The 19,972-nt window shown below is 68.7% G+C and carries 18 protein-coding genes; 12 read left to right on the top strand and 6 right to left on the bottom strand.

Annotated features, from left to right (window positions below; genetic code table 11):
* Nucleotides 1–73 precede the first annotated feature (73 nt).
* The 4 genes from SK803_RS25295 to SK803_RS25280 all read left to right on the top strand — a co-directional run bounded on the left by SK803_RS25295 (nucleotide 74) and on the right by SK803_RS25280 (nucleotide 5,296).
* Nucleotides 74–904 carry an SAM-dependent methyltransferase gene (locus SK803_RS25295; RefSeq protein WP_319968577.1) on the top strand — a complete coding sequence of 277 codons (831 nt, stop codon included), beginning with the start codon at nucleotides 74–76 and terminating at the stop codon, nucleotides 902–904.
* Between the two features lie 216 nt (nucleotides 905–1,120).
* Entirely contained in the window at nucleotides 1,121–1,798 is a 678-nt protein-coding gene (mtrA, locus tag SK803_RS25290; RefSeq protein ID WP_030471262.1) for an MtrAB system response regulator MtrA, read from the top strand.
* 10 nt (nucleotides 1,799–1,808) lie between these two features.
* Nucleotides 1,809–3,560: an MtrAB system histidine kinase MtrB gene (gene mtrB / locus SK803_RS25285; protein WP_319968576.1), complete on the top strand. Its 1,752-nt coding sequence runs from the start codon at nucleotides 1,809–1,811 to the stop codon at nucleotides 3,558–3,560.
* Nucleotides 3,557–5,296, top strand: a complete 1,740-nt coding sequence (locus SK803_RS25280) for an LpqB family beta-propeller domain-containing protein (RefSeq protein ID WP_319968575.1) — start codon at nucleotides 3,557–3,559, stop codon at nucleotides 5,294–5,296. Before mtrB ends, SK803_RS25280 begins: the two co-directional genes overlap by 4 nt.
* 387 nt (nucleotides 5,297–5,683) lie before the next feature.
* Here SK803_RS25280 and SK803_RS25275 read toward each other — a convergent pair whose 3' ends face one another.
* Nucleotides 5,684–6,301: a ComF family protein gene (locus SK803_RS25275; RefSeq protein WP_319968574.1), complete on the bottom strand. Its 618-nt coding sequence runs from the start codon at nucleotides 6,299–6,301 to the stop codon at nucleotides 5,684–5,686.
* A gap of 990 nt (nucleotides 6,302–7,291) precedes the next feature.
* Here SK803_RS25275 and hpf point away from each other — a divergent pair.
* Nucleotides 7,292–7,960, top strand: coding sequence for a ribosome hibernation-promoting factor, HPF/YfiA family (gene hpf / locus SK803_RS25270; protein WP_319968573.1), 669 nt, complete (start codon nucleotides 7,292–7,294; stop codon nucleotides 7,958–7,960).
* Nucleotides 7,961–8,310: 350 nt separating this feature from the next.
* Nucleotides 8,311–11,262 carry a preprotein translocase subunit SecA gene (secA, locus tag SK803_RS25265; protein ID WP_319968572.1) on the top strand — a complete coding sequence of 984 codons (2,952 nt, stop codon included), beginning with the start codon at nucleotides 8,311–8,313 and terminating at the stop codon, nucleotides 11,260–11,262.
* Nucleotides 11,263–11,339: 77 nt separating this feature from the next.
* Here secA and SK803_RS25260 read toward each other — a convergent pair whose 3' ends face one another.
* Nucleotides 11,340–11,756: an Rv3235 family protein gene (locus SK803_RS25260; protein ID WP_319968571.1), complete on the bottom strand. Its 417-nt coding sequence runs from the start codon at nucleotides 11,754–11,756 to the stop codon at nucleotides 11,340–11,342.
* Between the two features lie 66 nt (nucleotides 11,757–11,822).
* Between SK803_RS25260 and SK803_RS25255 the strand changes: the two genes are divergently transcribed.
* On the top strand, nucleotides 11,823–12,233 hold the full coding sequence (locus SK803_RS25255; RefSeq protein ID WP_319968570.1) for an HAD-IA family hydrolase: 411 nt from the start codon (nucleotides 11,823–11,825) through the stop codon (nucleotides 12,231–12,233).
* Nucleotides 12,234–12,317: 84 nt separating this feature from the next.
* A complete protein-coding gene (locus SK803_RS25250; protein WP_319968569.1) occupies nucleotides 12,318–12,623 on the top strand; it encodes a hypothetical protein in 306 nt (101 codons plus the stop codon).
* Here the strand turns inward: SK803_RS25250 and SK803_RS25245 are convergent.
* Entirely contained in the window at nucleotides 12,605–13,363 is a 759-nt protein-coding gene (locus tag SK803_RS25245; protein ID WP_319968568.1) for a TrmH family RNA methyltransferase, read from the bottom strand. The two genes, SK803_RS25250 and SK803_RS25245, sit on opposite strands and share 19 nt — an antisense overlap.
* Nucleotides 13,364–13,468: 105 nt before the next feature.
* Here SK803_RS25245 and SK803_RS25240 point away from each other — a divergent pair, with 105 nt between their 5' ends.
* The 3 genes from SK803_RS25240 to SK803_RS25230 are packed head-to-tail and all read left to right on the top strand — an operon-like array spanning nucleotide 13,469 to nucleotide 16,027.
* Nucleotides 13,469–14,134 (top strand): phosphotransferase, encoded by a 666-nt coding sequence (locus SK803_RS25240; RefSeq protein WP_319968567.1) that lies wholly within the window; start codon nucleotides 13,469–13,471, stop codon nucleotides 14,132–14,134.
* Between the two features lie 10 nt (nucleotides 14,135–14,144).
* Nucleotides 14,145–15,536 (top strand): WS/DGAT/MGAT family O-acyltransferase, encoded by a 1,392-nt coding sequence (locus SK803_RS25235; protein ID WP_319968566.1) that lies wholly within the window; start codon nucleotides 14,145–14,147, stop codon nucleotides 15,534–15,536.
* Nucleotides 15,536–16,027: a DUF6912 family protein gene (locus tag SK803_RS25230; RefSeq protein WP_319968565.1), complete on the top strand. Its 492-nt coding sequence runs from the start codon at nucleotides 15,536–15,538 to the stop codon at nucleotides 16,025–16,027. Before SK803_RS25235 ends, SK803_RS25230 begins: the two co-directional genes overlap by 1 nt.
* Nucleotides 16,028–16,431: 404 nt before the next feature.
* Here SK803_RS25230 and SK803_RS25225 read toward each other — a convergent pair whose 3' ends face one another.
* On the bottom strand, nucleotides 16,432–16,818 hold the full coding sequence (locus tag SK803_RS25225; RefSeq protein WP_319968564.1) for a VOC family protein: 387 nt from the start codon (nucleotides 16,816–16,818) through the stop codon (nucleotides 16,432–16,434).
* A 36-nt stretch (nucleotides 16,819–16,854) separates the two neighbouring features.
* On the opposite strand from SK803_RS25225, the gene pruA reads away from it, so the two are divergent.
* Entirely contained in the window at nucleotides 16,855–18,483 is a 1,629-nt protein-coding gene (gene pruA, locus SK803_RS25220; RefSeq protein WP_319968563.1) for an L-glutamate gamma-semialdehyde dehydrogenase, read from the top strand.
* Here pruA and SK803_RS25215 read toward each other — a convergent pair.
* Both SK803_RS25215 and SK803_RS25210 read right to left on the bottom strand, forming a co-directional pair.
* Nucleotides 18,480–19,196 carry a hypothetical protein gene (locus tag SK803_RS25215; RefSeq protein ID WP_319968562.1) on the bottom strand — a complete coding sequence of 239 codons (717 nt, stop codon included), beginning with the start codon at nucleotides 19,194–19,196 and terminating at the stop codon, nucleotides 18,480–18,482. The genes pruA and SK803_RS25215 overlap by 4 nt on opposite strands.
* Before the next feature lie 20 nt (nucleotides 19,197–19,216).
* Nucleotides 19,217–19,942 carry an NAD-dependent epimerase/dehydratase family protein gene (locus tag SK803_RS25210; RefSeq protein ID WP_319968561.1) on the bottom strand — a complete coding sequence of 242 codons (726 nt, stop codon included), beginning with the start codon at nucleotides 19,940–19,942 and terminating at the stop codon, nucleotides 19,217–19,219.
* Between the last annotated feature and the right edge of the window lie 30 nt (nucleotides 19,943–19,972).

Here is a 19,972-nt window from a genome sequence, read left to right as displayed (position 1 = left end):
GTCGCTCACGTGCGTACCGGTTGACACGATCGTGTTACCGCCGCGTCACTGTGAGTGCATAGGAGATCACAATTTGAAGCGTGTTCTGCAGCGCCCCCCGGTCGGTGTCGCCCGTACGGCGGTGCTGATCGCTGCCGCCCGCGCAAACGAGCAAGGTCATCTCCGTCGGCTCTTCGACGACCCACTGGCCGCAGGACTCGTGGAGGCCGCCGGCTCCGCGAGCGACCTGAACGGCGTGCGCAATCTCGCGGGAGAGCACTTCGTCCTGCGGACGCGGTATTTCGACGACCAGCTCATCGGCTCGGCCCAGCCCCAGGTAGTGATCATGGCGGCGGGCCTCGACACCAGAGCGTTCCGGCTGCACTGGCCGCCGGGCACAACAGTGTTCGAACTCGACTTACCCGAGTTGATCGAGTTCAAGGAAGACGCTCTGCACGATCTGCACGCCCAGCCCACCTGCGAACGGGTCGTCGTTCCCGGCGACTTACGTGAGGACTGGGCGACAGCGCTGATCCGCGCTGGATACGACCCGAAGAGGCCCACAGCATGGTTGCTGGAGGGCCTCTTCATGTTTCTGCCGCCGGACGCGGGCGAGCAGATCATGTACTGGGTGAGCGCGCTGTCCGCCCGTGGCAGCACGCTCGCGCTCGAACACGTCAACCGCGCCTTTCGCGAGTTGCCGCAGATGAGAGCCGTGCACGAGCGGTTCGACACGCTGGACGCCCGCTGGCAGTCCGACGTGGAGGATCCGGTCGGGTGGCTGGGCGGTTACGGCTGGCACGCCACGGTGACGCACCAGGTCGACCTGGCCGCGCGGCACGAACGCGCGGTTCCGGCGATCACCGACCCGCGGAAGGTGGGTGATGCGCGCATCTGGCTGGCCTCGGCCATCCGCACGGCCTGACCGGTCTGACCGGACCGAGTGAACGCAGCGGCGCCAAAAGGTAACGAAAGGTGAGCGTTCTGCGGATACTCACGCGAGGATCAGGCCAAATGGGGCGAGGTGGGACACGTGGAACGACAGTTCCGTCCGGTTACCGAACGAGCGCACACCGCCACCAGCGGCAACGGAACGTGGGTGGTGCGCGAACGCGCGACCGGGAGTGCAACGATGTTGAGCATGAAGGCACGCGTGCTCGTCGTCGATGACGACCCCGCCCTGGCGGAGATGCTGACGATCGTGTTGCGCGGGGAGGGCTTCGACACCGCGGTGGTCGCCGACGGTGCTCGTGCCCTGCCCGCGCTGCGCGAGCTCAAGCCCGACCTCGTGCTGCTCGACCTGATGTTGCCGGGAATGAACGGCATCGACGTCTGCAAGGCGATCAGGTCCGAGTCGGGCGTGCCGATCGTGATGCTCACCGCGAAGAGCGACACGGTCGACGTGGTGCTGGGCCTCGAGTCCGGCGCGGACGACTACGTGGTGAAGCCGTTCAAGCCCAAGGAACTGGTGGCCAGGATCCGCGCGCGCCTGCGCCGGACCGAGGCGGAGCCGTCCGAGGTGCTGCAGATCGGCGATCTCACGATCGACGTTCCCGGCCACGAGGTGCTGCGCGAGGGCAGGCCGATCCAGCTCACGCCGCTGGAGTTCGACCTCCTCGTCGCGCTGGCGCGCAAGCCGCGCCAGGTGTTCACCCGCGAGGTGCTGCTCGAGCAGGTGTGGGGCTACCGCCACGCCGCCGACACGCGCCTGGTGAACGTGCACGTGCAGCGGCTGCGCTCCAAGGTCGAACGGGACCCGGAGCACCCCGAGGTGGTGTTGACTGTTCGCGGCGTCGGGTACAAGGCCGGCCCTCCGTGACAGGTGGCACATGAAGTTCGTTCGGCCGGTGATCGTCAAAGCGCAGGTCCTCGTCGAGGAGGCGCGCAGGCGGTGGGCGGCGTTTGGTGATCTGTGGCGTCGTTCGCTGCAGTTGCGCGTCGTGGTGTCCACGCTCGCGTTGTCGTCCGCCGTGGTGTTCGTGCTGGGCATGGTGCTGCAGATGCAGATCACCAACCAGCTGCTGAACACCAAGGACGAGGCAGCGGTGCGCCAGGCGATGGCGTCGCGCAACCTCATCCAGTCCGATCTGGTCGGTCTCAACCCCGGCCCGGACAGCGTGCAGACGAGGTTCACCAGCGCCATCAACAAACTCGCTGTCGGTGGTGTCGGGACGGACGCCACGACGGCGGGCGCCGGTGCGTTCGAACCGGTGCTGGCCGACGGCCTGGGGTCGAGCGGCGGCGGGCGGGTGCCGTCCGTGGGGCCGCTGGAGGACGTTCCTCGCGGCCTGCGCGAGATGGTCGAGAACGGCGACGAGGGCACCCAGATCTACACGGTGCAGCGCGGCGGCACGGCCACCACGTTGTTCGTCGTGGGCCTGCCGATGAGCACCTCGGCGCGCTCGATGCAGCTGTACCTGATCTTCCCGCTGACCGCCGAGCAGCGCACCGCGGAGGTCGTGCAGTCGACGCTGGTGGTCGGCGGCATCGTGCTGCTGGTCCTGCTCGCGCTGATCGCGAACCTCGTGACGCGCCAGGTCGTGCGGCCGGTGCGACAGGCCGCCGAGGTCGCGGAACGGTTCGCGGACGGCACTTTGCACGAACGCATGCACGTCGTCGGTGAGGACGACGTGGCGCGCCTGGCCGAGTCGTTCAACGAGATGGCCGAGTCGATCCAGGCCCAGTTCAAGCAGCTGGAGGAGTTCGGTCAGCTGCAACGCCGGTTCACCTCCGACGTCTCGCACGAGCTGCGCACGCCTCTCACGACCGTGCGCATGGCCGCGGACGTTCTGCACGCCTCACGTGAGCAGTTCCCCGCCGGACTCGCCCGCTCCACCGAACTGCTGGTCGACGAGCTCGACCGGTTCGAGTCGCTGCTGGGCGACCTGCTGGAGATCTCGCGCCTCGACGCCGGTGTCGAGGAACTGACCGCGGACCAGGTCGACCTCCGCGTGCTGGCGCGCCGGGCGCACGACTCGGTGCGCGCGATCTCGACGAGCGCCAACTCGCCCGTCGTGCTGGACCTGCCGGACTCCGAACTCACCGCGGAGCTCGATTCCCGCCGCGTGGAACGGATTCTGCGCAACCTGCTCGCGAACGCGATCGACCACGGCGAGGGCCAGCCGGTCGAGCTGACGATGCGCGGCAACGCCGACGCCGTCGCGATCACCGTGCGGGACCACGGTGTCGGTCTGCGCCAGGGCGAGGCCGATCTGGTGTTCAGCCGCTTCTGGCGGGCCGACCCGTCGCGCAACCGCCGCACCGGCGGCACGGGCCTCGGCCTGTCGATCTCGCTGGAGGACGCGCGACTGCACGGCGGCTGGCTGGAGGCGTGGGGCGAACCGGGCCACGGCGCCGTGTTCCGGTTGACGCTGCCGCGCACGCACGGCGAGGAACTGCGCGAGAGCCCGTTGCCGCTGGCGCCCGCGATCGAGCTGGAACCCGTTGCGGTGGTGGAAGAACCACTCGCGGAGGAGCCGGGGGAGATCGAGCTGACCGAGGCGGAGATCACCTGGCAGCCCGCGGAGCCGGTGGACGGATCGCCGGCGGAGAAGTCTGACGTTTCGGAGGAAGTGCGGTGAAGCGGCTGGCGTTGCTGGTGCTCGTCCTCGTGACCCTGACGGGGTGCGCGGCGATCCCGACGAACACCCAGCCGAAGCCGATCGGCTCGAAGGACAGCAAGGCCACCAACACCTTCAGCGCACCGGAACCACGGCAGAACATCGACTCGTTCACGCTCGTGCGCGACTTCATCGAAGCGACCTCGAACCCGGACAGCGACTACGCGGCGGCGCGCGCGTTCCTGACGCCCGAAGCCGGCAAGAAGTGGGACACCAAGAACCCCACGATCATCGAGACGTCGTTCGCGACCGTGCCGACCTCGCAGGCGCCGCAGGACAAGACGCAGATCGTGATGCTGCAGGGCAAGTACGTCGGCCGCCTGGGCAACGACAACGCCTTCACGCCGCAGCTCGGCGACTTCCAGCGGCAGGTGAAGCTGGAGCGCAACAGCGAGAACCAGTGGCGCATCTCCGAGCCGCCACCCGGCGTCTTCATCCCGCTGAGCCTGTTCAACAGCAACTACCGCCGCGTGACGCTCTACTTCTACAACCCCGAGTTCACCGTGCTGGTGCCGGACCCGCGCTACGTCGTCATCCCGCCGGCCACCAGCATCCCCACCCGCGTCACCGAGCTGATGATCAAGGGCCCCGGTGACGCCGTGCGCGACACGCTGGTGAGCTCGCTCGGCCCGGAAACCGACTCGTTCTCCGAGACGAAGGAATCCGACGACGGCGCCCTGGAGGTCAACCTCACCAAGGTGGGCAAAGACCTGACGCCGGAAAAGCGCAAACAGATCGTGGCCCAGGTGGTGAAGTCCTACTCGGGTGTCACGTCCTCGCGGGTGCGCGTGCTCGTCGACGGCCAGCAGATCCTGCCGGACCAGCGCGACTACCGGCCGTCCGACGTGTCGGCGACCGCGGGCGAAGCGTTGCTGGCACTGAACGCGAACCTCCAGGGCATGCTCGTGGTGGACGGGTCGATCCGCTCGCTCACCGACGGCAACCCGATCAAGGGCCCCGCCGGCGCCGGCGCGTACGGCGCGGTCTCCGCGGCGCAGTCCCTGGACGGCTCACGCCTGGCCGTGGTCTCCCGCTCCGGCGGCGGCATGCGCCTGCGAGTGGGTGAGCTGGAACAGGACCTGTCCGAAGTGGTGGACCTGCGCGCCACCTCGCTGACCAGACCGACCTGGCAACTCTCCACCGACCCCAAGGAACCGGGCAACGAGGTGTGGACGGTCATGGACAGCGCCTCCGTGGCCCGCGTGACCCGCTCCGACAACGGCACCTGGTCCGCCAAGGGCGTCAACGTCACCGACATCGCCCCCTTCGGCGCCATCAGCGAGCTGCGCCTGTCCCGCGACGGCACTCGCGCCGCCCTGGTCATCGCCGGCAAGCTCTACGTCGCGTCCGTGGTGCGCAACAACCAGGACGTGGCCCTCCGCTCACCCCGCCAACTCCAGCCCTCAACGCTGGGCTCCTCCGTGCAGTCCATCGACTGGCTCTCGCAGGACGTGCTGGTGGTCTCCTCCTCCATGCCCTCGCTGCCGGTCACGAGGGTCTACACGGACGGCTACAAGCTGGACCGCTACAGCCAGTCGAACCTCACCGTGCCGGTGAGCTCGGTGGCGGCGGCCGCCGCTCGTCAGGTGCAGGTGATCGACCCCTCCGGGTTGTGGTCCGCTTCGGACATCACCGACGTGTGGAAGGCGAGCGCGATCCGCGTCTCGCCAGGAGCCCTGGTCTTCTACCCGGGCTGACCGCGTCGGGGTTGGTGCGGCGGAGCTGACCGCGTTGTGGTGCTGAGCCGTGGTGCCGGGCCGGGTTCGTGGTGGTGTTGGGGCGCGAGCAGCGCGGGCAGCGCGGGCGCGTTGTCGAGCCGGGTGGCCTGATTCCTGCTCGGGTTCGATGCGGGCTGGCTGACGTCGGTACGAGCCGACCCGACCAGCACGAGCACGGCACGCTTGCGCAGCCCAGCCTGCAACGCCCGGACACAAGCCGCGCCGTGGCCGCTGCGATGTCCAGGTCGTCGGGCAGCGCCGTGGTGCCCGGCGGCGGTCTGCTGTCGACCTCACCCCCGTCTCCGCGCAGGGGCCACGGTCGCCCGCCGAGCCGCGGCTCCTGCGCGGCCTCACCGGGTGCCCTGGTCACTGCCCCGGCTGGTGCGGCCGCGCCGACGTCAGCACGAGCACCGCGTGAGTGCGCACCCCGGCCGCGCGCAACGCCCGCACACAGGCCGCCGCCGTGGCCCCCGTGGTGACCACGTCGTCGAGCAGCACCGTGGTGCCCGGCGGCGGTCTGCCGTGGACCTCGACCCGACCCGCGAGGTTCTGCCGCCGAGCGGTCGCGCTCAACCCCACCGAGTCGACCACCCCGGCCGCGAGCCTCAACACCGGCGCCACGGACGCGATCTCGACGTCCCGCGCGATCCGCAGCATGTGGTCACCGCCGCGGCTGCGGGCCGCGCTTCGCCGTGACGGCGCCGGGATGAGCGTCCACGGCCCCGGTCCCACCGAGACCAGTGCCGCGGCGACCAGGGCGCCGAACCACGCCACGAGCGCCCGTGCGCCGCGTTCCTTGAAGCCGAGCACCAGTTCCCGTGCGGCGCCGTTGTAGGCGGCCAGCGTCCACACAGGAGGCCCCACACCGGGCACCTGGAGTCGTAGTGGCGGCCCGAAGTCGTCGAGGCACGTGGCGCAGCAGGCGGTGCCGTGGAGGCCGCAGCCGGCGCAGGAGGGTGGTAGGAGCAGGTCGAGGGCTGTCATGGGATCAGGATGGCGGCGGGGTCTGACAGAAAATCGCGGTCAGGGCCCGGAAAGCGCGGCCGGGGACCTGGACGGGGTCTTTCGGCACCGCCCACAAGGGTGAAGTTCCGGTGGCGTTGTCGATCACCACGGGCGCCGGACCGGACCGGTAACCCCTGCTGGGGATGAGTTCTGTGACCAAGGACCAAGATCCTGTAACTCGTTTCGCCCCGTTTGTCCCAACGTCTGTTGACGGGACGTTTCAGAACTGAGGCGTCCGCACTTCGGGTGTCCCCAACACCCCTGCGCGCGGGCGCGGCGACACGCCCGCGGCGGGCCAGGCCAGTGCCCGCTGCGGCCGGTACTGGTTAACGATTATTCACATCCTGATCTGACCAGCGGTTATTCCTGGGAATACCGGGTATGACCGCCTCGGGCGTGATCAACGCTCTTGTCCCGCATTGGGCGAAATCCCCCGTTCAGCCGGGCGTGACTGGGTCGTGATCGGTCATCGACGCCGATCAGTTCGGTTGCAAGAAGTGCGATGAGGTCTCACTTGGTGGTTCGGAATCGATCTCTTCCAGGTTTCGGGAACATGACGCGGGGGTCGCCCGTTGGCTGGGTATGAGGCTGCGACTGGACCCGTTCGACGCAGCGAGACTGCCGTCGAGTGCAGGTCTGGTGCTGCGCCGTTCGGGTGAGCGAGGTGCTGGCCGGTTTGGTTCGGAGCACGCTCGGGAAGTGATTGGCAACGCGCTGTCGTCGCGCTGCGTAGTCACCAAAAAAACTCGTCGTTCCCCCGGCAAGGGGGCTTACGCGACGGTGAATCCCAAGCTAACGTGCACCGCTATCAGCGTTCCCGGCCCGCGGGGAGGAGGCGAACAGCCCATGATCCTGGCGCCGTGAGAGCTGAGGGAGACGACCCTCTGCGACACATCTGCGATCCATGATCGCCACGGCGTTCTGAATGCAGTCCAGCCATAGCTCGCAGCAAAGCGAGGGAGGTCGTGTATGGACATCGTCGTTAAGGGCCGCAACGTCGAGGTGCCCGATCACTACAGGGTGCACGTCGCCGAAAAGCTGGCCCGGCTTGAGCGCTACGACCGCAAGGTCATCCGCTTCGACGTGGAACTTTTCCACGAGCCGAACCGCCGGCAGTCGAAGAACTGCCAGCGAGTCGAAATCACCGGCAAGGGACGTGGACCAGTGGTCCGTTCCGAAGCCTGCGCGGGTGACTTCTACGCCGCGCTCGATGCTGCGGTCGCAAAGCTCGAGAACCGCCTGCGTCGGTCGCACGACCGCAGGCGCGTCCACCACGGGGCACGGGCCCCGATCTCGGTGGCGGAAGCGACAAGCGGACTGGGAGAGATCCCCTCCGCAGGCGAGAGCATGACGTCACGCCGCGCGAAGACCGCGGTGCTCGACGCACCCGAGGCCGACTACGAGGGCATGGCGGAAGTGCCCGCGCAGCGTTGGGACGACGGCCTCGATGACAAGTTGCCCGGACGCGTCGTACGCGAAAAGGAGCACGCCGCCAAACCGATGACCGTCGACCAGGCCCTCTACGAGATGGAACTGGTCGGACACGACTTCTACCTGTTCGCCGACACCGAATGCGGGCGCCCGAGCGTCGTCTATCGCCGGAAGGGATTCGACTACGGCGTGATCAGGCTGGCCTGATCCGGTTCCAGACACACACCCACCTTCGACCGCCGCCGCCCCGCACCCCTCGTGTGCGGGGCGGCGGCGTGCGTCGTTCACCCGCCGCGTGTTCACCGTGAAGGTGAACTTGGCCGAGCCAGGAACCTTTACGCGGGCCTCATGCGTTCTCCACACCAGTAGCCGAGCTCGGGGGCACGGCGACAGGCGACCTGCGGAAGATCGCAGAAGGGCACCTGACCTGCACATACCAGGTCGGGCGACTCAATCCGCCTGTGTCTGTGCACACACCTTGGCGACTTGCCTACGATGGGCAGGGGAAAGGCGTCCGACGTGGGCGCGCCGCGATACAGGTGATGAGGTCTATCCAGATGGTGCTGTCCCGACTGCTCCGCTCCGGCGAGGGCAAGATGCTCAAGCGCCTCCGCAACATCGCACAGCACATCAACCACCTGGAAGACGAGGTGGTCGACCTCTCCGACGCCGAGTTGCGCGGCAAGACCGACGAGTTCAGGAAGCGCCACGCCGAGGGCGAGTCGCTCGACGAACTGCTGCCGGAGGCGTTCGCCGTCGCCCGCGAGGCCGCGAAGCGCACGCTGGGTCAGCGCCCGTACGACGTCCAGATGATGGGTGGCGCGGCGCTGCACCTCGGCCAGATCGCTGAGATGCGCACCGGTGAGGGAAAGACGCTGACCTCGGTCATGCCCGTCTACCTCAACGCGATCGCCGGCAAGGGCGTCCACGTCATCACCACGAACGACTACCTGGCCAAGCGCGACGCGGACTGGATGGGCCGCGTCCACCGCTTCCTGGGCATGACCGTCGGCGCGATCCTCTCCGAGATGACGCCCGACCAGCGTCGCGTGGCGTACAACTCGGACATCACCTACGGCACGAACAACGAGTTCGGCTTCGACTACCTGCGCGACAACATGGCGTGGAGCCTGGACGAGTGCGTGCAGCGCGGCCACTACTACGCGATCGTCGACGAGGTCGACTCGATCCTCATCGACGAGGCCCGCACCCCGCTGATCATCTCCGGCCCGGCTGAGCAGTCCGCTCGCTGGTACACGGAGTTCGCCCGGCTCGCCCCGCGCATGCGCGGCATCGACGTCACCCAGCTCTCCCAGAAGGACCGCATCGAGGTCATCGAGGAGAAGTCGAAGTCGTACCACTACCAGTACGACGAGAAGAAGCGCACGGTCGCCGTCACCGAGCTCGGTGTGGAGTTCATCGAGGACCAGCTCGGCATCGACAACCTGTACGAGGCCGCGAACACGCCGTTGGTGGGCTACCTGAACAACGCCCTGAAGGCGAAGGAGCTCTACAACCGCGACAAGGACTACATCCTCCGCAACGGTGAAGTCATGATCGTCGACGAGTTCACCGGTCGTGTGCTCTCCGGTCGCCGTTACAACGAGGGCATGCACCAGGCCATCGAGGCCAAGGAGAACGTCGAGATCAAGGCGGAGAACCAGACTCTCGCCACGATCACCCTGCAGAACTACTTCCGCCTGTACGAGAAGCTCGGCGGCATGACCGGTACCGCCGAGACCGAGGCGGCCGAGTTCCACCAGACCTACAAGCTGGGCGTCGTCCCGATCCCGACGAACCGCCCGCCGCAGCGCAAGGACCAGCCCGACCTCGTCTACAAGAGCGAGGAGGCGAAGTTCGACGCCGTCGCCGACGACATCGCCGAGAAGCACGAGAAGGGCCAGCCGGTCCTGATCGGCACGACGAGCGTCGAGCGCTCCGAGTACCTGTCGAAGCTGTTGGTGCGCAAGGGCATCCCGCACGAGGTGCTGAACGCGAAGCACCACGACCGCGAGGCGCTGATCATCGCGAAGGCCGGCCGCAAGGGCGCCGTCACGGTCGCCACGAACATGGCCGGTCGCGGTACGGACATCGTGCTGGGCGGCAACCCGGACATCATCGCCGACCACGAGCTGCGCGACCGCGGCCTCGACCCGGTGGAGACGCCGGAGGAGTACGAGGCCGAGTGGGCCAAGGTCGTCGAGGAACTGACGACCCAGGGCAAGGCGGAGGCCGACGAGGTCCGCGAGGCCGGCGGTCTCTACGTGCTCGGCACCGAGCGCCACGAGTCGCGCCGCATCGACAACCAGCTCCGCGGCCGCACCGGCCGTCAGGGCGACCCCGGTGAGTCGCGCTTCTACCTGTCCCTGCAGGACGAGCTGATGCGCCGCTTCAACGCGTCCATGGTCGAGATGGTCATGACGCGCCTGAACGTGCCGGACGACGTGCCGATCGAGCACAAGATGGTCACCCGCGCCATCCGCAGCGCGCAGACCCAGGTCGAGCAGCAGAACTTCGAGATCCGCAAGAACGTCCTCAAGTACGACGAGGTCATGAACCGCCAGCGCACGGTGATCTACGCCGAGCGCCACCGCGTTCTCGCGGGCGAAGACCTGAAGGACCAGGTCGAGCACATGATCGTCAGCGTCGTGGAGGAGTACGTCAACGGCGCCACGGCTGATGGTTACGCCGAGGACTGGGACTTCGAGAAGCTCTGGACCGCCCTCAAGACGCTGTACCCGGTGAAGCTGGACGCGAAGGAACTCCTCGAGTCCGACGAGGACATCACCCGCGAGTACCTGCGCGAGCTCCTCGTCGAGGACGCGCTGCAGGCCTACCGCGACCGCGAGGCCGACATCGACAGCCGGGTCGGCGAAGGCGCGACCCGCGAACTGGAGCGCCGCGTCCTGCTGTCCGTCCTGGACCGCAAGTGGCGCGAGCACCTGTACGAAATGGACTACTTGAAGGAGGGCATCGGCCTGCGCGCCATGGCGCAGCGCGACCCCCTCATCGAGTACCAGCGCGAGGGCTTCGAGATGTTCAACGCGATGCTCGACGCGTTGAGGGAGGAAACCGTCGGCTTCCTCTTCAACCTCCAGGTCGAAGCAGCCGAGCCGGAGCCCCCCGCCGAGCCCGAGATCCCGGTCTCGCTCAGCGCGGCCCCGCAGGCCCTCCCGCAGGTCCAGGGCAACGGCGGCGGTGGCGGAGCCCGTGCCCGCGCCCGCGCCGCCGCGGCGGCCCAGCAGCAGGCGCAGCAGCAGGCCCAGGCCCCGGCCGGTCCCGCGATGGCCCAGCTGTCCAGCGGCAACGCCATCCCGCCCGCCCTGCGCGGCAAGGGCCTCGGCGGCCCCGGCCAGCAGAACCTGAGCTACAGCGGCCCGGCGGAAGACGGCGGCGTGGACCAGCACGGCGAGGCCAGCGGCGCCGGTCAGCAGGGCGGCGGCGCCACCCGCAAGGAGCGTCGTGAGGCGGCCCGCCAGGAGGCGAAGAACCAGCGCAAGAAGCGCTGACCGCGAGCTAGATCCGCAAGCGAGGCCCTTTCGCACTCCCGGTGAGTGCGAAAGGGCTTTCTTGCGTTCTCGGGCACTCACTCGAGGATCGCGAACGTCGTGAAGCGCCAGCGGCCGCTGTGGTGCTCGGCCCTGGCGGCGACAGCCACCACCCGCTCGTCTCTCCGCACGGTCACCGAGATCTCGGCCACCAGCCGCGCCGGATGGCAAACCCGAGGCGCCCGAACCATCCGGGTCGTCCGAACCCGGACCAGCGCGCCCAGCCGGGCAGCCAGCCCAGGGACGGCGAGCTCCCGCAACACCCGCCCTGGCCGCCGCCCGTCCAGCACCTCCAGCACCATCCCGACCAGTCGGGCGGCGTCGAGCGCGGGTGACGGCGGCTCGGGCACCGGCACCCACACCGGACGAGGCCGAGGGCGTGGCCGTGGGATGAAGCCCGCGCCAAGACCGGTCGGGGGCTCGTAGGCGGGCAGACGACGAACAACTGGGGGCATGCCGAACCTGGCGACCGGCGCGCGTCATCAGGACACACGACACCCGAAAGTGGGTACCGTCCACAGGTGCTGAAAGCCCTGGTGCTCGACTACGGCGGCGTCCTGACCGACCCCGGCGAGGACAACCCGTCCGAACCGCCGCTGCTCACCGCGCTGCGCAAAGCCAGGCAACACGGCCTGAAAACCGCCCTGCTGTCCAACGCGGACGGCTGGTGGCAACCACCGTCGAGCTGGCAGGGTCTGTTCGACGCCACGATCATCTCCGGCGAGGTCGGCCTGGCGAAGCCGCAGCAGGAGATCTACCTGCTCACCGCCGCCAAGCTGAACCTCGAACCGCAGGAGTGCGTCTTCGTCGACGACCTCCCCGTCAACGTCCGGGGCGCCGCGGCCGCGGGCATGGTCGGCGTCCACCATCGGTCGACACGGTCCACCCTCGAGGAGCTGGAAATCCTGCTAGCGATCGCACTCCGCGATTGAGGGTTCACCCCGAGGCGTAATTGCCCGGTATTCGGCTGCGCACTACTGTCCATTAAGCAACCAGTCGAATGCTTAGGGGAGAAAATGCGAAGAATTGTCGCTTGTGTTGCAGTCGCCATTGCAGCCACGGCAATTGCATCACCCGCGCAGGCACAGGGGCCGCGCGATTGCTACGACGAATACCAGCGCGACGGGCGCAGCGTCGAGGTCTTCTGCGACCGTGGCGGGCCCGGCCGGTTCCAGGCCGTCGCGCACTGCTCCAACGGCCTGGGGTTCTACTGGGAGCAGTTCGGCTCGGTCGGCAGGGTCAGGGGCTCGTCGTCGTTCGCCGAGTGCACGTCACTGCTGGGGCGTCCCCAGATCAACGACTATCACGTCCGCTGGCTCTGAGCCCGGCGCACGAGCTCGAAGCAGAGCACGGCAGCCGCTGATGCCACGTTCAGGGATTCCACGCCTGCCGCCATCGGAATCGACAGCCATGACGTGATGTGTGGCCGCACGTCGTCGGTGATTCCCGACGTTTCGCTGCCCAGCACAAAAGCGGCGCGTGCGGCGAATTTCGCGGAATAGATCGTGTCCGAAGCGTGGGAATCCAACGCGTAAAGCGGGTAGCCGGACGCTCGCAACAATGCCGAGGCCTCCGCCGCGGTGCCGCAGCGCAGCACAGGCGCTCGGAAAGCCACCCCGGCGGAGGCCTTGACCACCAGCGGGTCGATTGAGGCGACACCTCGGCGCGGCACCACGATGCCGTCGATGCCCGCGGCGGTCGCGGTGCGCAGGATCATGCCGACGTTCGCGGGCGTCGTGATGCCGTCCAGCACGAGCACGGACCGCAGCGAGTCCTCTTCCAACGCCAGCGCGAGGGGCTTCATGCGCGGTGCCACCACGTCGGCGAGCACGCCCTGGTCCTGCTTTCCGTTGCCGGCCAGCACCTTCACGCGCTGCGCGGTCGCCCGCTGCACCTCGACGCCACGGGAGCGGGCCGCGTCGATGATCTCGCGCGCCGCCGGTCCGCGGGCCGTGTCGGCGAGCACCACCTTGTCCACCGAGAGCGCCGGGTCGTCCAGCGCCTCCAGCACTGGCTTGCGGCCGTAGACGGTGACGAAGCGGTCCTTGGGCGAGATCTCCACGGGAAGAGGGTGACAGAGCCCGGCACAGCCGTCTCAAACGGGTGAAGAGCCCGACTAGAGCCGTTCGGCCCTTGTGCTTTGCATCATATGAATGATGATCGTCACATGACGGCAGGTATGCGCAGCGTCGCGCAACGTCAGCATCTCGCGAGCGGCCAGGACTCGGACGTGTTCATCCGGTCCGACGGCCTGCTCGTCAAACGCACGCGCACCGGCCGTGACCTGCGGCGCGAGGCCGAGATGATGTCGTATCTGAGCGGTCACGGCATCCCCGTGCCGCGCGTGCACGACGTCACCGCCGACGAGCTCGTCATGCAGTACGTGCCCGGCCCGCGGATGTCCGAGGAGATCGGCCGCAAACCGTGGCTCGCCGGTCAGCTCGGCCGGGATCTCGCCGAACTGCACCACCGGCTCGACGTCATCCCCGCGCCCGACTTCCTTTCCGGCGAGGGCGACCTCCTGCACCTCGACCTGCACCCCGGCAACGTCGTGCTCGGCCCGGAAGGCCCCGTGGTGCTGGACTGGGCGTGTGCCACGAAGGGCGACCGCAGGCTCGACGTCGCGCTGAGCTGGGTGTCGCTCGCAGTCGCCCGCCTCGCGCCGGTCAAGAAGCTCACGCGGTGGCGGTTCCTCAGGTCGTTCATGGCCAACGTGGACCCGAAGGCGATCGAGGCGATTCCGGAGGCCGCGCGCATCCGGCTGGAGCGCCACGACCGTGACCCGGTCGAACGCGCCGCACTTGAGAAGTTGATGGACGGCAAACGCCACTAGGCTGGGCCCCATGCCGGACCGCCTGTCAGCGCTGGACGCCTCGTTCCTGTACCTGGAGGACTCCACGACGCCGATGCACGTCGGCGGCGTCGCCGTGTTCCGACGGCCGAAGGCGGGCTTCGACTACGACAAGCTCGTCGATCTCATCGAGCAACGCCTCAGCCTCGTGCCGCGCTACCGGCAGAAGGTCGTGCAAGTCCCGGGACGCATCGCGCGGCCCGTCTGGGTCGACGACCCGGACTTCGACGTCACCTATCACGTGCGCCGCAGCGCCCTGCCCAAGCCGGGCAACGACACCCAGCTGCACGACCTGGTCGCGCGCCTGATGTCGCGGCCGCTGGACCACTCGCGCCCGCTGTGGGAGATCTACCTGGTCGAGGGCCTCGACAAGAACCAGGCCGCCGTCATCACCAAGACCCACCAGGCCATGATCGACGGCATCGCGTCGCTGGAGATCGGCCAGGTCATGCTGGACGTGTCGCCGACGCCGCGCACCAACGTCGAGAACCTCTGGATGCCGCAGCCGGAGCCCGGCTCGCTGCAACTCGTGGCCGACGCCGTCACCGACATCGTGCAACGCCCCGGCGAACTCGTGGAGAACGTCCGCAGCGCCGCGCTCGACACCGTCAACACGGTCGAGAAGATCTTCAACGCGTTCGGCGTGCTCGCGTCCGCCGTGCGCACGGCCGCCACGCCCGCACCCGGCTCGCCGCTGAACGTCCGCATCACCTCGCCGCAGCGCCGGTTCGCCGTCGCCCGCGCCCAGCTCGACGACCTGCGCGCCATCCGCAAGCAGCACGGCGGCACCGTCAACGACGTGGTGCTCGCCGCTCTCTCGGGCGCCCTGCGCAACTGGCTGCTCAGCCGCGGCGAGAACGTCACCGGCAGCACCACGATCCGTGCGATGGCCCCTCTCTCGGTGCGCGAGGCAGACCCGGACTCGGGCAACAACGTCTCGGCGTACCTGGTGGACCTGCCGGTCGGCGAACCGAACCCGGTCGTGCGCCTGCACCACGTGAGCCACGCGATGCGCGCGCACAAGGAATCCGGCCAGTCCGTCGCCGCCGACGCCCTGGTCAAGGTCTCCGGCTTCGCGCCGCCAACGCTGCACGCACTGGGCGCGCGCGCCGCGTCGTCGTTCTCGCGCCGGTTGTTCAACGTGATTGTCACGAACGTTCCCGGCCCGCAGGTGCCGCTGTACGCGGCGGGAGCGAGAATGACCGAGATCTTCCCGGTTGTCCCGCTCGCGAAGAACCAGGCGCTGGCCATCGGGGTCACGTCGTACGACGGCGGTGTTTACTTCGGCTTGAACGGCGACCGCGACGCCATGTCCGATGTGGACGTTCTCGCGACCATGGTCGAGGAGTCGGTGGAGGAATTGATGGGAACGGCGAGCGCCTGATGAGGGTTTACATCCCGGCCACGGTGCCGATGCTGCGCACGTTGGTCGACAGCGGCGAACTGACCCCGATCGGCGGCACGGCCTTCGCGCTGACGCCGGCGCTGCGCGAGTCCTACGCGGCGGGCGACACGGAGGAGCTGGAGTACGCGGCGATGCTGGACGCCGCCCGTGCCTCCCTGCGCCTGCTGGCGGGCGACGAGAAGGCAGAGGCGCGTCGTGCGGTGATCGCGGTCGACATGGAGGACGTGACGCTGCGCCCCGACCTCGACTTCTCGGTGGTGAAGGTCGTCGGCTCGTTCACCATCAAGGACGTCGCGTCCGTGCACCTCGACACGGCCGAGGCGGAGGAGGACGTGCGCGCGGCCGCGGACGTCGTGGACGCGGCGGACCTGGGCGATCCCGATGCGGAGTTCGCGCTGGGCAGCGCCGAGGACCACGAGCTGGCCTGGTACGCGGCACAGGAGCTCGCGTTCGTGCTGGAACTGATGTAGCCGGGGCCGATGCAGCGCCGTTGGTGCGCACGCCGCGCAGGGTTGTCGGCCGGGTCGGCCGGGGCGTCTGCAAGTACCGCCAACCCATGATCGAATCGCTGCCAGCCACTACCAACTCAGCGTTCACCCCGGCTCGTGCCTGCCGAACGTCGGGGCGCGTGCCTCGGTCTCGCCGTGGGCCGATGCCGGACGGGAGCCGTCAGTCCCACGGTCCCGGGCTGCCGCATCACCTGACGGCGCCGACTGCGGCCATGGCGGTTGCACGCGGTCGGCAACCACGCGTCCTGCCGGGTGGCGGTCAAGTGCGGCTACACCCTGCACGACCTGCTCCCCGCCGCACCGCCCGCATTCCGGCGAATGGACACCGACACGCGCGATCCTGCTGATCAGCCAGGTTTCGGCGCTCACATGCCTTCCGCGGGCTCCCAGAGCTCGATCCGGTTCCCCTCCGGATCGACGCACCACCCGAACCGCCCGAACTCCGAGTCCTCGGTGTCCGGCAGCACCTCGACCCCGCGCGCCTTCAGCTTCGCCATCAACGACGGCAGGTCGTCCACGCGCAGGTTCAGCATGGTGCGCTGGTGGGGTTCGCCGATGTAGTCGGTGTCCTGGGCGAACAGCGCCATCGTCGTCGTGCCCGGACGGTCGGTGGTCGCCGTGTCGAGCCAGTGGAAGGTGACGGCGCCCTTTTCGCTCATCGGCACGCCCAGGTTGTCGCGGTACCAGGCGGCCAGGCGCGCGGGATCCCGGGAACGCAGGAAAACCCCGCCGATGCCAGTCACCCGCGCCACCCGACGGACCCTACTACCGCGTGCCACGATGGGGGAATGGACGCCGTCACGTCTGCACCCGAACCGGTCAACGAGCCCGTGCGCACCTACGTTCCCGGCAGCCAGGAACGCGCCGGCCTCCAGCGACGCATCGCGGAACTCGAGGGCACCACCCACGAGCTGACCATGACCATCGGCGGTCAGCAGCGCATGGGTGGTGGCGACCGGATCGACGTGGTTCAGCCGCACGACCATCGGCACGTGCTCGGCGTGACGGCGCAGGCCACCAGTTCGGACGTCGCGGACGCCATGCGGGCCGCCCAGCACGCCGCGCCCGGCTGGCAGGAGTTGCCGTTCGACGAGCGGGCCGCGGTGCTGCTCAGGGCGGCCGACCTGCTCGCGGGGCCGTGGCGCGACACCCTCAACGCGGCCACGATTCTCGGGCAGTCGAAGTCGGTGCAGCAGGCCGAGATCGACTCGGCGTGCGAGCTGATCGACTTCCTGAGGTACAACGTCCACTTCGGCCGGCGGATCCTCGAGGAGCAGCCGAGAAGCAGTCCCGGCGTGTGGAACCGGATGGATCACCGGCCGCTCGACGGGTTCGTCGTGGCGATCACGCCGTTCAACTTCACCGCGATCGCGGGCAACCTGCCGCTGGCGCCCGCGTTGATGGGCAACACCGTGGTGTGGAAGCCGTCGCCGACGCAGCAGCTGGCCGCGCACTTCACCATGCGGATGCTCGAAGAGGCCGGGTTGCCGCCGGGCGTGATCAACCTCGTCACCGGCGACGGCCACGCGGTGAGCCAGGTGGCGTTGCGGGACAGGTTCTTCGCCGGGCTGCACTTCACCGGTTCCACGCGCACGTTCAAGGCGCTGTGGCAGACCATGGCGAGCAACCTCGACAACTACCGCGCCTACCCGCGCGTCGTCGGCGAGACCGGCGGTAAGGACTTCGTGCTGGCTCACGCTTCCGCTGATCCCAAGACGCTCGTCACCGGTCTCGTCAGGGGCGCTTTCGAGTACCAGGGCCAGAAGTGCAGTGCCGCCTCACGGGCGTACGTCGCGCGTTCGTTGTGGGAGAGCGATGTACGCGAACGGCTGCTCGACGTCACGAAGTCGTTGTCCTACGGCGATGTCACGGACCTGTCGGTGTTCGGCGGCGCCGTGATCGACCACCGCGCGTTCGCCAAGCACAAGGACGCGCTGCTGATGGCTTCGGCGTCCACTTCGGTCGAGGTGCTGGCCGGCGGCACGTGTGACGACTCGGTCGGCTACTTCGTCGACCCGACGGTGCTGCTCGGCACCGACCCGCACCACGACATCTTCACGAGCGAGTACTTCGGGCCGATCCTCGCGGTGCACGTCTACGAGGACGCGGACTTCCCGGACATCATGGAGACCATCGACAACTCCACGCCGTACGCGCTGACCGGCGCCGTCTTCGCGCGCGACCGCGTTGCCGTTCAGCAGGCGCAGAAGGCGTTGCGGTTCGCCGCGGGCAACTTCTACGTCAACGACAAACCGACCGGCGCCGTCGTCGGGCAACAGCCGTTCGGCGGTTCACGCGGTTCCGGCACCAACGACAAGGCGGGCTCGATCTACAACCTGCAGCGTTGGACGAGCCCGCGCGTCATCAAGGAAACACTGGTGCCACCGGCGGATCACAAGTACCCGCACATGGGTTAGAGGGTCCATCGGGCGCGGACGACGCCGTCCGCGTCCGGCAGCACCGCTTCGAAGTCACACCGGACGCCCGCGTCGAACAGCGTCATCGGTCGCTCGAACTGGTCGGCCGTCAGCCCGGCGAACACCTCGATCCACGCGCGCGGGGCCATGGCCGGCCGCTGTCCGACGTTCACCAGGTGCCACCGCCACCGCCCGCGGAACACCTGCTCCAGCACGGCGATCGGCCTGCCCGCCTGCACCGCGAGCAGGTCGACCCTCGCCCAGAACGCGTCGTCGGCGGGTGGGTACGGCGGCTCGTCATCGTCGAAGTACGGCGTGTGGAACGGAGTCTCCACCGTCAGCCCGGACTCGCGGGCCTTCCTCATCGCGTTGTCGCACGGCACGCGAGTGGTGACGTAGAAGTACTCCCAGCTGTTGTGCAGCACGAACCGGTCGTCGTCCGCGGCGATCTGGCACCCGAACGCCTCGCCGTGCAGCATCGCCCGCACGACCGTCAACGCGTCCGCGAGCGACACCTCGTAGCCGTCGTGCAACACGTCCAGCAACCCTGGCGGGAACATCGCCGGGTCTGGGTCGTAGGCGCCGGGTGTCCACAGCGCGAGCACGTCCACACCGGACTCGGCCGCGAACGCCGCCACCACGTCGAGCTGTGCCTGCTCGACCTCAGGACGCAGCTCGGGGTCGTACTTCGTGAGGCGATAACCGTGGTTCACCAGACGGTGTCTACACGCCACTAGCGCGGATCGGCCCGCGGTTTCCAGCCCGTCGCCCCGGTCAGCTTCGTGCTCACCACGCGCTGGGACCGCCCGAACACCTCGAACAACGCGTTGAACCCGCCGAGGAACCTGGGCAGCCGCGTGATCCCCATGTCCCGCTTCAACACCGGCGACCCGACGTTGTAAACACCAGCAGGCGCGTCCAGCACCGCAACGGCCGCAGCGGCAGCGTCACCGGGATGCACGACCGACATCCAGCCGTCACCGACGAGCACCGGCGGCGACTGCGCCGCGCCGCCGATCAGCATGCCGATGCGCAGGAACACACCGCCGGGGTGCGCGAGAACGTTCTGCTGCGCCTGCACCGAACTCGCGATGTGCTCGACCGGCTTGAGCGGCGCGTCCTCGTCGAGCTCCCGATCGCCGCCGTCCGCGTACACGAACGAGATGCCCTCCTGCACGATCCGCCCGACGCCGGCCATCCGCGCCGCCTCGACCAGCGCGGCGCTGCCCTCGGTGCGGATGCGGTTGTTCTCCGCCCAGGCGCTGGCCAGGACGGCCTTGGCGCTCAGCGGGATGCGGGTGGCGAGGTTGATCACGGCGTCGTAGCCGGTCAGCGCGGTGGCGAGCTGCTCGGCGTCGAACAACGAGGTCTTGTGCCGGTCCAGCACCCCGACCTCGTGCCCGGCCGCCCGCAGCAGCGGCAGCGCTTCCCGTCCGAGCACACCCGTCGCACCTGTCACGAATACCTTCATGACGAGTGGACGAGACAG

It is taken from the genome of Lentzea miocenica (assembly GCF_033949945.1).
GTDB classification, from domain to species: Bacteria; Actinomycetota; Actinomycetes; order Mycobacteriales; family Pseudonocardiaceae; genus Lentzea; species Lentzea miocenica.
This window is presented reverse-complemented; position numbering and strand designations above follow the sequence as displayed.